Source organism: Nitrospirota bacterium, from assembly GCA_016212215.1.
In the GTDB taxonomy this organism is placed as follows: domain Bacteria; phylum Nitrospirota; class 9FT-COMBO-42-15; order HDB-SIOI813; family HDB-SIOI813; genus JACRGV01.
Genome location: JACRGV010000003.1, coordinates 1 through 14631, shown reverse-complemented (window position 1 = coordinate 14631; position 14631 = coordinate 1). Strand labels below are relative to the sequence as shown.

Genomic DNA, 14631 nt, shown 5'->3' with positions numbered 1-14631 from the left:
GATAATATAGCCTATCCGGAATTGGAACGCAAGTTTTGTTTAGTAGGTCATTCTAAGCTTTTAAAACTTGGTGAAAAAATTGATGGAATTTCAGGAAGTGCTTTTTTAAGGAGTGCCTTTTTAACCCGTGAACGGTTACAAAAAATCTTATTGACACCGTAGATTTTGGAGAGTAGGATGAGGCTCAGTTATTTGATTTTCCTATATGAGACTTAATAAAATTTAAAACTTCCTCTTCTGCCTTGCTCATTTGTTTCTCCTTTGTATTATCGCCGCTCAGAATCAGGCAATGAATGAAACTCGACAGAATTAGGTCATCAGCAGTTGATTAACCCAATTCAATTGTTTAGGCAAACAACTCGCAAGTTCCTGTGCCTGCGGATTGCGGGACATCGTTGATTAACCCAATTCAATTGTTTAGGCAAACAACAGCGTTGTAAATCATAATGTTGCTGAACAAAGGTACGCGCATGATTTGCCAAGCGATTACGTTCTTGCGGATGGGCTAACAGGTCACAAATTTGTTCAACCCAAGTAGCTTGGTCAAAAAAATTCACCAAACGACCATTGTGATTGGGTTGAATAAATTCGTGCAATGGTGGAGTATCGCCGGCGACTATCGTGCAACCGGCACTCATGGCCTCTAATAAACTCCAGCTTAAAATAAAGGGGTAAGTCAAATAAACGTGAACTGTGGACAGTTGCAACACCTTCAAAAAATGCTCATACGGCACATAGCCTAAAAAATGAATGCGGCTGATTTGTGCCGCCGACAACCTGCCTTTGATTTCATTAAAAAACAAGGTCTTCCACGTTTGTCAATCTTTTGGTGGTACACCATAACTGACTCCGTCGCCGCCGATTATCAACACTCGGGCTTTTGGCCGCCGCGTTAATAGCTCCGGTAAACAGCGCATAAAAATATGATAACCGCGATAAGGTTCTAAATTTCGACTAATAAAGGTAATAATTTCATCTTCGCGCGTCAGTGTCAGTTGATTATTCAACTTCAATGAAATATTAGAATTCGGCACCGCAAGCTCGGTATCAATGCCATCGTGAATCACGCTGATTTTTGAGCGAAACGGCTCGGGAAAGGTACTCGCCTGCCAATTAGTCGGCGATAAACCGGCATCAGCAACATCAAAATGTAATAAATTGTTGATATTCATAATTTGTGTTCGGCAACCATCACTTACAGCTTTCGTAGCAAATTCAGGATCAAAATGAGCATCTAACCCGTGAATACGATAAAAGAATTCGCAATAAATCGCTAACTTAGTCTGTTCCCAGACATTTTTTAAAAATAGACTTTCGCCCCAGCCCGGATGGGCAATAATCAAATCGGGCGTAAACCCTTCGGCTTTGAGTTTTAATGATGCGTGAAAAACCGCTTCGCCAAGAATAATTTTAGTTTCGAAAGCCACTGCCCAAGGATGAATCTTCAGACTACGGCCAACTGTCGGTTTGTAGGCAATAACCCGCACGCCTTTCCATACGTTGGGCTTTTGATCTTTTAAAACAAAAGCAACAACCTCGTGACCTTGAGCCGCCAATGCGGGAGCTAAATGTTTAAATTGTCCTGGAAAATTTTGGTGTACAAACAGGATTTTCATAGTTGCCTTTGTGCCAATTTTCTTATCTTCTCTTGAAAAGGTGACTATTTATGTATAGAAAATAATAGTATGGCATTAATGTGGTCAGTCCTTATACGCCCCCATCTTTTTAAACTTCTCATATCTCATTACTGCAAGTTTGTCACCCGGAATGGTCTCGATCTCTTTTATTGCCTTTGCTATTGTGTCTTTAAGGTTCTGTGCGGCTATTTCAGGGTCACGGTGTGCACCGCCTATGGGTTCTTTAACTATCAGGTCTATTACCCCAAGCCTTTTCAGATCCTGTGCAGTCATTTTAAGTGTGTCTGCGGCCTCTGCTGCCCTTGACCCGTCGCCCCAGAGTATTGCAGCACAGCCTTCGGGGGAGATAACGGAATAGATTGAATGTTCAAACATGATAATGCGGTCACCGACCCCGATAGCAAGCGCCCCTCCGCTTCCCCCTTCACCTATAACTGAAACTATAATCGGTACCTTTATCATGCACATATCAAAAAGGTTTCTTGCAATTGCCTCTGACTGACCGCGCTCTTCAGCTCCTATACCCGGGTATGCACCTGGTGTGTCAATAAAAGTGAGAATAGGTTTTTTAAACTTCTCAGCAAGGTGCATAAGGCGTAATGCCTTTCTGTAACCTTCAGGATTCGGCATCCCAAAGTTTCTGTATATCTTATCCTTCGTACCTGTACCCTTCTGATGGCCTATAACAACAACCTGCATCCCTTTGAATCTCCCGAACCCGCCTATAATAGCCGGATCATCTGCATAGTGTCTGTCGCCGTGAAGCTCAATAAAATTTTCAATAAATATATTGATATAGTCTGAGGTAGTGGGCCTGTTCGGATGCCTGGCAACCTGTGCCTTCTGCCACGGTGTCAGCTTTGCATAAATGCGGTCAAGCAGGTCATGGGATCGTTTAGACAGCTTCTCTATTTCAGAATTGATCTTAGGGTCTTCTACATGAACATAGGACCGGAGTTTTTCAATCTTCTCTTCTATCTCTATCAGAGGCTTTTCAAATTCAAGGAGTTCTTTTGCCATCTTATTAAACTTTAATTGAAACTTACTGTGTTCCTGCCGAATCTGCTCTCGATCGAATTCATCAGTGCATCCGATGGTTTTATCATTAGTTTGTCATCCAATGCCAATACATATTCCTTGTTTACAGCGATAATGTGCAGGAATACAGGACATTTACCATTATTGTCTGCTAAAATATTTTTAAGGTTACTCAGGTCTTCTTTTGTAAGACCGGTTGAAAGAAGCCTTATATCCATTCTTGAAGACCTTCTTTCCGGTGCTGTTAAAAGGTCCTGAATATTATTTCCCTTAATCTTACAGCCTGTCTCATTCTTATTAATTGTACCGGATATTATTACAGGTTTATCCGCTGTAAGCAACTCAGAAGATGCCTTGTATAGATCAGGAAATACGATTACCTCAACATTTCCGTCAAGGTCCTCTATCCTCACATAAGCCATCTTATCACCGCGCTTTGTAACCGTTACCCGAACGTCGCTTATAATACCACAGACTGCAACCTCTTTTCCATCATCCAAATCCATAAGGTCTTTTGTAGTGATTGAGGTATGCCTTCTTATCTTATTTTCATATTTTGCAAGGGGATGAGAGCTGATATAAAAACCGATCATCTCTTTTTCAGATTTCAGGAGGTCATGTTCATCCCACTCAGGGATATTGGGCAGTTTCTCCATAATCGTATTGCCGCCTGCCGCTGTCATTGCATCGAATATGCTGACCTGTTCTTTGGACTTCTGGTTGTTACTGCCTATAGTCATGGCCTTGTCTAATACGTCCATAAGTTGTGAACGCTTTGCACCTGTTGAATCAAAAGCCCCGCTCTTTATAAGAGATTCTATGGTTTTCTTATTTACCCTTCTCAGGTCTACACGGTTGCAGAAATCAAATATTGTAGTAAATCTCCCCCCATCATTTCTAACGGCAATGATGGAGTCAATTGCAGCCTCGCCGACATTTTTTATTGCCACAAGTCCAAACCGTATCGCCTTATCTGCAACAGTAAAGTCTTTATTACTCTCATTAACATCAGGCGGCAGGACTTCAATACCCATATCTTTACATTCCCGAATCCCGGCAGAGATCTTATCTAACTTACCCATTTCACAGGTAAGCATTGCTGCCATGTATTCAACAGGGTAGTGTACCTTGAGATAGCCGGTCTGATAGGTTATGAGTGCATAAGCAGCGGAGTGGGATTTGTTAAAACCGTAACCTGCGAAAAATTCAATGAGGTCAAATATCTTCTCAGCCTTCTTCTCGTTATTGCCGGCATTCTTCGCACCGCTGACAAACCTCTCTTTCAACTTTGCCATTGTCTCAGGGTCTTTTTTACCCATTGCACGGCGTAAAATATCTGCCTCTCCAAGGCTGAACCCTGCAAGGACATTGGCGATCTTCATTACCTGTTCCTGATAGACTATAACCCCATAAGTCTCTTTCAGAATTTCTTCCAGTAACGGCGGGTCATACGTTACCTGAGTAATCCCCCGTTTACGTTTTATAAAGTCATCCACCATACCGCTGCCTAATGGGCCGGGCCGGTAAAGTGCAAGTATTGCAATAAGGTCTTCAAAACAGTCCGGTTTAATCTTCACAAGAATATCCCGCATCCCCATACTTTCAAGCTGGAAGACGCCTGCTGTATTACCTGATGAAAGCAGTGTATAAGTCTCAGTGTCATCAAGGGGTATTGAGGATATGTCAAAATTATCTGAACTTTTGTTAGTTTGATTAACAAGCCGGACTGCGTGGTTTATCACTGTAAGTGTCTTCAGTCCGAGGAAGTCAAACTTGACAAGCCCGACCTTTTCTATGTCTCCCATAGAGAACTGTGTTACAACTTCCTTATTAGAACCGAGTGCAAGGGGGACATATTCAGTCAGAGGGTCTTTTGATATAACGATACCCGCCGCATGTGTAGAGGCATGTCTGGTCAGCCCTTCAAGAGAACGGGCATACTCCATCAGCTCCTTTATCCTTGTGTCGCTGTTTATCAGTTCTTTTAATTTGGGTTCATCATTAACAGCACTCTCAAGTGTTACGTTCGGCCCTTCGGGTATGAGCTTTGCTACCTTATCTACCTCAGCATAAGGTATATCAAGGACGCGGCCTACATCTCTTATTACACCGCGTGCCGCCATAGTTCCAAATGTGATAATCTGTGCTACATGGTCATTCCCGTATTTTTCTGTAACATAACGGATAACACGATCCCGTTTATCCATACAGAAATCCACGTCAATATCCGGCATACTTATTCTTTCAGGATTAAGGAAACGTTCAAACAGGAGGCCATATTTAAGTGGATTCAAATCAGTAATCTTCAGGCAATAGGCCACAAGGCTCCCTGCCGCAGACCCCCTGCCGGGGCCGACAGGGATGTCGTTTGCCTTAGCATAATTGATAAAATCCCACACAATCAGGAAGTAACCGGCATAGCCCATAGAATTTATGACACGAAGCTCTTCTTTAAGTCTATCAGTATAGTCAGGTTGATGAGTGATGAGTGATGAGTCAAAAGATGAATCTTCTAACATCTTGCATCTTGCATCTTGCATCTGCCTTTCTTCTTCTTGCTTCTGTTTTTCTTCGTCTAACTTCTTGCTTCTAACTTCTTGCTTCAGCCTTTCCTCCATCCCCTTATACACCAACTCTTCCAAATAACTTTCCCTTGTATAATTCTCAGGGACATCGTAGGCTGGGAGCATGAATTTTCCGAGTTCAATATTGACATTGCATTTAGCGGCTATTTCAACGGAGTTTGATACAGCATCCGGGATTTCTGCAAATGCCCTGTGCATCTCTTCAGGTGATTTCATGTAGAACTCATCAGTGGTAAACTTCAGCCTCTGTGTGTCATTTACATTTGCACCTGTCTGAATACAGAGCAGTATCTCATGTGCCCGAGCATCATCCTTTTTAAGATAATGACAGTCACCTGTTGCAACAAGTTTTACGTCCAGCTTTTTTGAAAGTGAAACGAGCTCCCTGTTTATCTTATCCTGCTCCGGGATTTTATTGTCCTGTATCTCAAAGTAGAAGTTGTCTTTTCCAAAGATGTCAATATAGTCCCCAACAGCCTTCATTGCCTCATCCGTCTTTCCCTGAAGTAGTCTGTATGGTATCTCGCCTTTCAGGCAGGAGCTGAGGGCAATCAGGCCCTCACTGTGTTGTGCAAGTATCTCTTTGTCTATTCGCGGCCTATAATAGAATCCCTCAAGGTGGCCTGAACTCACAAGTTTGATGAGGTTTTTGTATCCGGTATTGTTTGCTGCAAGCAGTAAAAGATGAAACGATGCATTTGTAATCCCGCCGGCATCCTTTTTATCAAGCCTGCTTTTCGGGGCAATATATGATTCACAGCCTATAATAGGCTTTATGCCCTTTTTGACCGCTGTCCTGTAGAACTCAATCGCCCCATACATATTACCGTGGTCAGTAATCGCCAGCGCAGGCATCTTATACTTCTCCGCAGTATCCAGAATCCCTTCAATAGTATTAGCCCCATCAAGCAGGCTGTATTTTGTATGCAGATGCAAATGGACAAAGTCTGAGTGATGCATAATTTTTCAGGTTCCTTCAGTTTATCCTATATAGTGTGGTATTTAGGAAAGTTTATACTATTTAACAACAATCTATAGTGTTAAATCTGGGGTGTATTCTATAATGCAGAGATAGGATTTGTCAATTAGATTTTCGCTATTCTATTCTTTGCTCTAAACATCGTGGTTGTTCCTGTAGCAGGTTTCCTCTGAAAGCCTGTTAATATTAAATCAGTCCTTGACAAAAGGACACCTAATGAATATCATATCAACCATTATGGCACTGCATCCTGTTATGAATGAGAAGCTGAATATCGCTGTTTTGCCTGTACCGAAACTGTTGGCAACGCGTCGGGATGCCGTGCTGCCTGCTGTTCCCGGCAAAGTCCATGCGGTAATTGGTATGCGGCGGGCCGGAAAGACAACCTTCCTGCGCCAGTTGCAGGCAGAGTGGCGCAAATCAATACCGCCGGAGCGGGTAGTTTATCTGAGTTTTGATGACGACCGGCTGGCTGACCTGCCGATGGAACAGCTCAGCCTGTTGCTGGAAGAATATTACCGGCGATATCCTGAGCTCCGTGGCACAGAGACGGTACGATGGCTGCTTGATGAAGTCCAGCTTGTCAATGGCTGGGAGCGGTTCGTCCGCAGGGTTATGGACACAGAGCGAGTGGAGATTGTGGTGTCCGGATCATCTGCTAAGATGCTGAGCCGGGAAGTTCATTCTTCGCTCCGTGGCCGCGGCATGGAAACGGTAATCCGGCCGTTCAGCTTCAGGGAGTTTATGAGACATCGTGGAACGGAGCCGGCAAAACACGTTCATGAATTCACGGCAGTTGACCGGTCACTGATTGAGAAAGAATTTCGGGAATATCTTGCTGTAGGCGGATTCCCGGAGGCACAGGGATTGTCCGGTGAACTTCGGGTAGACCTTCTGCAGGGTTACGTGGATACCGTGTTGTTCAGAGACATCGTGGAGCGATACGGTGTTACGCAGATTGCAGCGCTTCGATGGCTGACAAGACAGTGTCTCAGAAATCCGGCAGGAAGTTTGAGCGTGCACCGCCTCTATCTGGATCTGAAGGCGCAGGGTCTTGGAGTTGCCAAGGACGCACTTCATGCCATGATGGGGCATCTGCAGGACGCCTTCCTCATAAGCACCGTGCCGCTGGCTACTGATTCTGAGCGGCGTCGCAACTCTAATCCCCGTAAAGTCTATCCTGTGGACACGGGGCTCATCAGCGCATTCGATCGCTCAGGCCGCACAAATGCCGGACACGCAATAGAAACTGTTGTACTGCATGAACTTCAACGACGTAAGGCAGAGACAGGCTATGTGCGCACAACGAAAGGGTACGAGGTAGATTTCCACGCCAGATTTCCTAACGGTAAAGAGGAGTTAATACAAGTTTGCGCTGATACAGGATCGGACGAGACAATTGAGCGTGAGATACGGGCGCTGAAGGATGTTGCCGCTGATTTTCCACGTGCACAGCAGCGATTTCTGATGCTTACCTTAGATCAACTCTCTGCAATGACTGTGAAGGGCATCGTGAGTCAGCCAGTTTATGAGTGGCTGTTGAGCTAAAGCTTCTGAAAATTGCCGATAGTCGAATTCTTCAAATTCTTAGAAAGCAATTCTGAGATAGCCGCTGTAGGTCGGATGAGGTATGATGAAAAAATGGACACGAAAGTTTGGTACAATAAACAAACTGGAGGTGTCAAGATGGAAAGAATTCCAAATGGGAAGTACACAAAGGAGTTTCGGGAAGAATCTGTGAAGTTGGTTACAGAAGGAGGGTTGTCTGTAGTGGAAGCAGGTCGTAGGTTATCATTACCCCCGTCGACATTAAATACATGGGTAAAGCATTACAAGGCTGGAAAGCTTAGAGATATAGGCAAGACACATAAGCCGCTGACGGAAGTAGAGCTGGAATTGTCCAGAGTTAAGAGAGAGCTTTCTGAGGTAAAGATAGAGCGGGACATATTAAAAAAAACGGCGGCGTACTTTGCGAAGGAGTCGCTGGCAGGTACGCGATGATAGATGATATGCGACTGAGGTATCCAATACCATTACTGTGCCGGATATTTGATGTATCAGCAAGCGGGTACTATGCACGTTTGGGGCGTCCGTTAAGCCAACGTACCCAGGAGGATCAACGTTTGGAAGTAGAGATAATGGCTGCCCATAAGCGTACACGGGAAACTCATGGGCCGGAACGATTACAGAAGGAGTTGGCTTCGTATGGGCTTAATGCAGGGATTTGCCGGATCAGGAGGATATGCAAGAAGTTGGGTATAATCTGCAAACAGAAGAAGAAGTTTAAGGCAACAACCAACTCCATGCATAACCTGCCTGTAGCAGATAATTTATTAGATCAGAAATTTGATGCAAAAGCACCGAATCAGGTTTGGGTTACAGATATTACGTATATCCCTACAGAAGAAGGCTGGTTTTATCTTGCCGGACACAAGGATATATTTACCAAAGAGATTGTAGGCTATGCAATGGATGTACGGATGACAAAAGAATTGGTCAGTAAATCACTGCTTAGGGCAGTGGTATCTAATCGCCATGTTAAGGGGCTGATACAGCATTCAGACAGGGGAAGCCAGTACTGCTCCCATGAATACAGCATGTTGCTTGAGGAATTAGGTATGAAGGCATCTATGAGTAGAAAAGGAAACTGTTATGACAATGCACCTATGGAGAGTTACTGGGAAACGCTCAAGAGTGAGCTTGTTCATCACAGACGTTACAAAACAAGACAAGAAGCAATACAGGAGATTACAGAATACATTGAGATATTTTATAATAGGCAGAGACGGCAGGCTAAGTTAGGCTATCTCTCCCCTGCTGCCTTTGAACAAGAGTTCTATGAAAGGCAGCTTGTTGCATAAGGTATTTCGTGTCCACTATTGACATCAGACCTCAGTCCTTTGCGAGGAGCATAAGCGACGAAGCAATCTCCTGTGTTTTTCACCGAGAATTGCTGGATAGATTCCCGCTTAAAACATGCGGGAATGACAGCATTTTTGTACTTTTGCAAGAGCCTCATCTAATTACTTCTTTTTATTATTTGTCTTTACCGGTTTTGGTTGGACTGCTGGTTTAGCCGGTTTCTTTACTGCGGCGAGTTTTGTCTTGAGGTCTTCGTTTTCCTGGTGGATTGCGTTCAGGTCACTCTCTAATTTAGAAACATTCTGTGCAACGGACTCATTCTCTGCCTTTAATTGATTAATCTGATCTGATAGAGCGGCCTTTTCCTGATTGGCCTTTTCCAACTCCTTTACTATCTTTTCATGGTCGGATTTGGAAACTCCACACCCGATAGCTGACATGGTCAGGGTTAATGCGACAATGAGGACAAGAATTCTCTTAAGAAACATAGCGTGCATTTTTATCATGTTTATATTATCCATGTCAACTATCCAAATGTGGTTAAAGAGGAGTTATTTCTTTTTTTCCTCTTTCTTCTCTTCTTTTTTCTCTTCCTTCTTGTCTGCCTTCTTTTCTGCTTTCATCTCCTTCTTCATTTCCTTCTTTTCTTCTGCCTTCTTTGCCTCAACCTTTATGGATTTTGCGTGTCCATTGTCTTCATCTACTTCTACAGTAGCGCCGACTTTAACATCGCCTTCCTTCTGTGTAGTGGCGTCGAAGTGAACTTCGTGCTTGTTCTTTCCCTCTTTTACAACATAGACTGACTTTTTCTCATCAATCTTTGTCAATTTGCCTTTAATCATACCTGCAAAGCTGACGCTGACGAAGGAAACAACAACTGCTGCTGTTAATAAGCCCTGGAAAAATTTTCTCATTTATTTTTTCACCTCCTTTCTTTATATAAAATCTAAGATTGTCATACTGAATTCATCTCAGCATCCCATGATAAAATTAGCATGAAACACTGAAACATGCTCATGGCAACTTTAATGCATCATAGTATCCCATTAACATTAAATTCTAATTAGTAGAAGATTAGATTTTTCTAATCTACGATTATCCATTCCGGTCTGGAGAAGGAAGAAATACTGAAAATTCACTCCCTTTTCCATAAGCACTCTCTACTGTTATTTTTCCATTGTGTGCCTCCACGATCCATTTGCATATACTTAGCCCAAGCCCGCTGCCTTGAGTGGAACGGGATTTGTCTACCTGATAGAACCGTTCAAAAATATGAGGAATATCTTTTTCAGGTATCCCTATGCCGGTATCGGCCACAGATATTACTGCACCTTCATCACTTCTGCCTATTGAGAGTGAAACACTTCCGCCTTCGTTAGTATAGGTTATGGCGTTTTTTATGAGGTTGAGTAATAACTCTCTTAACAGAACCTCATCTCCATAAACAGTTACCGAATTTTCTGAATTCAGAATCAGATTTATATTCTTTTCCTGTGCCTGCAGCTTAAACTGGGCAAATGCCCATTCTGAAAGGTCTCTTATGTCCAATTCCGATTTTTCAAGTTTGAGTTCTCCACGTTCTGCCTTTGACAGGAACAACAGCCTCTCAACAATATTTTCCATCCTGAGTATCTCTTCAAGATTACTCTCAAGTGTATTTCTGTATTCCTCAACAGGCCGGCTTCTTTTAAGGCTCAGCTCAGTCTGACCTCTCAGAATTGAGAGTGGGATTCTTAATTCATGCGAGACATTTTCACTGAAATCCTTTATCTGTTGAAAAGAGGATTGCAGTTTAATGGTCATCTGATTAAATGCCCTGGTCAGTGCACTTATTTCAGAACTTGTGTCTGATGCAGGTATCCTGTGGTGAAGGTCTCCTGAACTGATGTGATGAGATGCGGTTATTATAGCCTCCAATGGTTTTAATGCCTCCTTTGCAAGAAACCATCCGCCTATACCAATCAGCAATATTGAGAGAGGGATAATAAGTATGTTAAACAAGAATATACTTTCAAGTGTCTCTTCAATGTCATTAGTTGAACTGCCGACCTGTATTATATAAATAAGTTTATTCCTGTAGAATATTGGTTTTGTTAATATCCTTATGGAACCGTTGTCACTTCCGGCCGGTATTGTTGTCAGGCTTACTTCTTTATGTTGTGTTCTTTTCCATATATCTTCTGTGATATGGAATTGCTGGGCCTCAGACAATGACGATATAAATATTACTGCCCGTGACGAATCGTACACTTCTATTAGTATTCCTTTTAACTCAATATCAGGGTACTCCCTTATCATTCTTGCTACGGCTGTTTGTACTTCATTTTTTGTAGGAGAATGTCTTGGGATGGAAGAGTCAAGGATGTCTGCAACTACCCTTAGGGAGTAATCCTGTCGGCTCTGCAGTGCCTGTTTATAGCCGGTGTAGCGGATTAATGCCGACAGGGTCAGAACTACAGCAACTAATATGCTAAACCAGATGGCCAGTCTTGTCCGGATGGCCATTATATTCTCCCTGAAGCATGTAGCCGACCCCGCGTATTGTCTGAATCAGCCGGTGTGTTCCCGTCCTGTCAACCTTATTGCGAAGGTAGGTAATGTAAACATCAATTACATTGGTTTCTGTATCAAAATCAATATTCCAGACATGCTCTGCGATCATACTCCTTGTCAGGACGCGGTTTGGGTTTCGCATAAAATATTCCAGCAGTGCATATTCTTTATTTGTCAGGTCAATCCGTTTGTACCCTCTGTGAACCTCATGTCTGGTTGGATTCAAGGTCAGATCTGCAATCTTTAGGACTTCCGTAGTCTCAGCATGACCCCGTCTTAAAAGGGCACGCACCCTTGCAAGAAACTCTTCAATAGAGAACGGTTTTGTAAGATAATCATCACCGCCTGCATCGAGGACTGTTACCTTATCCTGTACCCCGTCTCTTGCGGTCAGAACGAGTATAGGCATCTTCTTTTTCTTTTGCCTCAGGTTATTAATAATATCAAGCCCGCTCATTTCAGGCAGCATAAGGTCAAGTATGACCAGGTCATACTCATAAACCTCTGCCAGTTCCAGACCTTCTTTACCATTAAATGCCTGGTCCACGGCATACTGCTCTTCTTCAAGCGCCTGCCTGATGAAGTTTGAGACCTTCCTTTCATCTTCAACTATTAGTATCCGCATAATTATAGATTAAAAACTATGATCTTTAAATCAGTCATCTCCTCAATAGCATATTTAGGCCCTTCACGGCCTATGCCGCTTGATTTAACCCCTCCATAAGGCATGGGGTCAACCCTGTACATGGAGCTGTCATTAATCATTACACCGCCTACACGGGCATTTTTTGCGACATCAAATGCAGTATTTATATCAGATGTGAATATGCCTGCCTGAAGGCCGAATTCAGAATCATTCATAATATTTACAGCATCATCAATGGCGCTGTATTCCTGAATTGTAACTACAGGGGCAAACACCTCATAACAAACAACCCTCATGTTCTTGTCCACATCGGTTAATACAGCCGGCTGAACCATGCTTCTGTTTCTCTTTCCGCCGCAAAGGAGATGTGCACCTTTTGACACTGCCTCATTGATCCATTCTTCTGCTTTAATAGCCGCCTCTTCTGTAATCATCGGGCCTACGTCTGTGCTTTCATCAAGCGGGTCGCCAAGCCTGAGTTTTTCAACCGCCGGAATAAATTTCCCCAGAAATATTTCTTTAATGTCACTGTGCAGGATTATACGCTGAAGGGAAATACAGACCTGTCCTGCATAAGCGAAAGAGGCCCGTACGCAGGCATTGACAGCCTTTTCTATGTCTGCATCTTTATGAATGATGACGGCTGAGTTAGAGCCGAGTTCAAGCGTTGAGCGCCTTAATCCAATGGTGTTACGGATATGTGTCCCGACCGCAGGGCTTCCGGTAAATGTATAAAATGCAAATCTCCTGTCCGCAAGCAGGCGTTCCCCAACCGTGCTTCCCTGGCCGAATATAATGTTCAAATGTCCGGGGGGGAGCCCTGCGTCCATCATTGCCTGTCCTAAATTTATAGCAGAGAACGGGGTAAGGCATGACGGCTTCAACACAACCGTATTGCCCGCTGCAATCGCAGGACCTACTTTATGGGCTGCGAGATTCAGGGGAAAGTTGAATGGCGAGATTGCACAAACCGGCCCAACCGGCACCCTGATAGTAAATGCAACCCTGTTTTCTGAACCTTTTGATGCCTCAACAGGAACAACCTCTCCGTGAACCCTCTTTGCCTCTTCAGCAGATATAAGGAATGTCTGTACTGCCCTGTCAACCTCTGCACGTGCGTCTCTGATAGGTTTTCCGGCCTCTAATGCGAGTGTGGCTGTTATCTTCTCTCTTCTCTCATGTAATAATTCTGATGTCTTTGAGAGTATCGTATATCGTTCATGCGGTGTTAATCTGTTTTCTCGGAATGTCTTTTCTGCGGCAGATATTGCATTGTCAACATCTTCAGGGCTTGCCTCTGGAATTGCCCCTATAACCTTGCCGTCATAAGGGGAGAGTATATTTATGAAATTGGTATCTGTTTTTCCTGCAGGGATTTTTGTCCACTGACCCCACTGACCATTGATAAGCATTGGCTGTTCTCTTCTGGGGACACCATACTTATTTCAAAAAGAATTAAGTATGGTGTCCCCAGACAATGTTAGAATGTTATGCCATTCCCTGAGAAGCGGCTTCAATATAACTAAGCAGTTTAGAGTTCCTTACAGTATCGAGAGTGGCAAATGAGATGCCGATTACAAAATTCTGATGAAGATTTTTAACCCATACCACCCGTCCCGGGATAATTTCAGTAATTTCTTCATTACCATTTGTCTGAAGAAAACTTATACGGACATCAATATCAGTGCCGATTTCAAATTTCTGCTGTGAGTATATGCCGACCCCTCCCTGGCTGATACTGCTGATAAATGCCTCTATGGTTTCATCCGACCCGGGGAAAGAGATATTGGCGATTGAAGCAATCCCATATCTCGGATATTTACGTTTTTCCTGTTCCTTCTTCAGCATAGGGAAAATGCTACTCTATTATAATGCAGTAGTCAAGAGGAAAAACGGATAAACTCATATAAACAATTGCTCACAGGGCCATGAAAATCAGCGGGACAAGAAAGTCCCGCCTATCCTCGTAGAAATGGATAGGCGGGGTTTTCCAACCCCGCCGGAAGGGATTTTCGGATGAACTGTCATGAGCGGGGCGCTCACAAAGGGGGATGAAAATTTAACACAGAGACACTGAGACACAGCGTAAGGATTTAATTTATAAAAAACCTCAGTGCCTCAGTGCCTCAGTGCCTCAGTGTCTCTGTGTTAGTAAATCATATTTTCGGATGAACCCTCATGAGCGGGGTGCTCACAAAGGGCAATGAAAACCCCACCCTCACCCTAACCCTCTCCCTGAGGGAGAGGGGGCTATGTTGATTCCCTCCCCTTCAAGGGGAGGGGTAGGGTGGGGATGGGGTTGATTTTCGGATGAAGCAACAGAAAAAGCTG

General features: G+C 43.6%; 10 protein-coding genes and 1 pseudogene. 2 read left to right on the top strand and 9 right to left on the bottom strand.

The window, feature by feature from the left end; translation table 11 throughout:
• Positions 1–338: 338 nt before the first annotated feature.
• The 3 genes and pseudogenes from HZA08_00245 to HZA08_00235 form a co-directional block, all read right to left on the bottom strand.
• A pseudogene (locus tag HZA08_00245) lies at positions 339–1616 on the bottom strand (glycosyltransferase).
• An 84-nt stretch (positions 1617–1700) separates the two neighbouring features.
• Positions 1701–2657, bottom strand: coding sequence for an acetyl-CoA carboxylase carboxyltransferase subunit alpha (locus HZA08_00240; GenBank protein ID MBI5191855.1), 957 nt, complete (start codon positions 2655–2657; stop codon positions 1701–1703).
• Between the two features lie 11 nt (positions 2658–2668).
• Positions 2669–6220: a DNA polymerase III subunit alpha gene (locus HZA08_00235; GenBank protein ID MBI5191854.1), complete on the bottom strand. Its 3552-nt coding sequence runs from the start codon at positions 6218–6220 to the stop codon at positions 2669–2671.
• Positions 6221–6455: 235 nt separating this feature from the next.
• Here HZA08_00235 and HZA08_00230 point away from each other — a divergent pair, with 235 nt between their 5' ends.
• Both HZA08_00230 and HZA08_00225 read left to right on the top strand, forming a co-directional pair.
• On the top strand, positions 6456–7787 hold the full coding sequence (locus HZA08_00230; protein MBI5191853.1) for an ATP-binding protein: 1332 nt from the start codon (positions 6456–6458) through the stop codon (positions 7785–7787).
• 138 nt (positions 7788–7925) lie between these two features.
• Positions 7926–9100 (top strand): IS3 family transposase gene (locus tag HZA08_00225; GenBank protein ID MBI5191852.1). Its coding sequence is split into 2 segments (ribosomal slippage): positions 7926–8199 and positions 8199–9100, totalling 1176 coding nucleotides; the frame shifts between segments, so codons are not numbered across the junction.
• 162 nt (positions 9101–9262) lie between these two features.
• On the opposite strand, the gene HZA08_00220 is transcribed toward HZA08_00225, so the two are convergent.
• The 6 genes from HZA08_00220 to HZA08_00195 all read right to left on the bottom strand — a co-directional run bounded on the left by HZA08_00220 (position 9263) and on the right by HZA08_00195 (position 14148).
• The gene (locus HZA08_00220) at positions 9263–9589 is read right to left on the bottom strand and encodes a hypothetical protein (protein MBI5191851.1); all 327 of its coding nucleotides are present in this window, start codon (positions 9587–9589) and stop codon (positions 9263–9265) included.
• A gap of 63 nt (positions 9590–9652) precedes the next feature.
• On the bottom strand, positions 9653–10015 hold the full coding sequence (locus HZA08_00215) for a hypothetical protein (GenBank protein MBI5191850.1): 363 nt from the start codon (positions 10013–10015) through the stop codon (positions 9653–9655).
• A 181-nt stretch (positions 10016–10196) separates the two neighbouring features.
• Positions 10197–11606: a HAMP domain-containing protein gene (locus tag HZA08_00210; protein ID MBI5191849.1), complete on the bottom strand. Its 1410-nt coding sequence runs from the start codon at positions 11604–11606 to the stop codon at positions 10197–10199.
• Positions 11572–12279: a response regulator transcription factor gene (locus HZA08_00205; protein MBI5191848.1), complete on the bottom strand. Its 708-nt coding sequence runs from the start codon at positions 12277–12279 to the stop codon at positions 11572–11574. The genes HZA08_00210 and HZA08_00205 overlap by 35 nt, the downstream gene beginning before the upstream one ends.
• A gap of 2 nt (positions 12280–12281) precedes the next feature.
• Positions 12282–13712 carry an aldehyde dehydrogenase family protein gene (locus HZA08_00200; GenBank protein ID MBI5191847.1) on the bottom strand — a complete coding sequence of 477 codons (1431 nt, stop codon included), beginning with the start codon at positions 13710–13712 and terminating at the stop codon, positions 12282–12284.
• Positions 13713–13788: 76 nt separating this feature from the next.
• Positions 13789–14148 (bottom strand): PilZ domain-containing protein, encoded by a 360-nt coding sequence (locus tag HZA08_00195; protein MBI5191846.1) that lies wholly within the window; start codon positions 14146–14148, stop codon positions 13789–13791.
• Positions 14149–14631 lie beyond the last annotated feature (483 nt).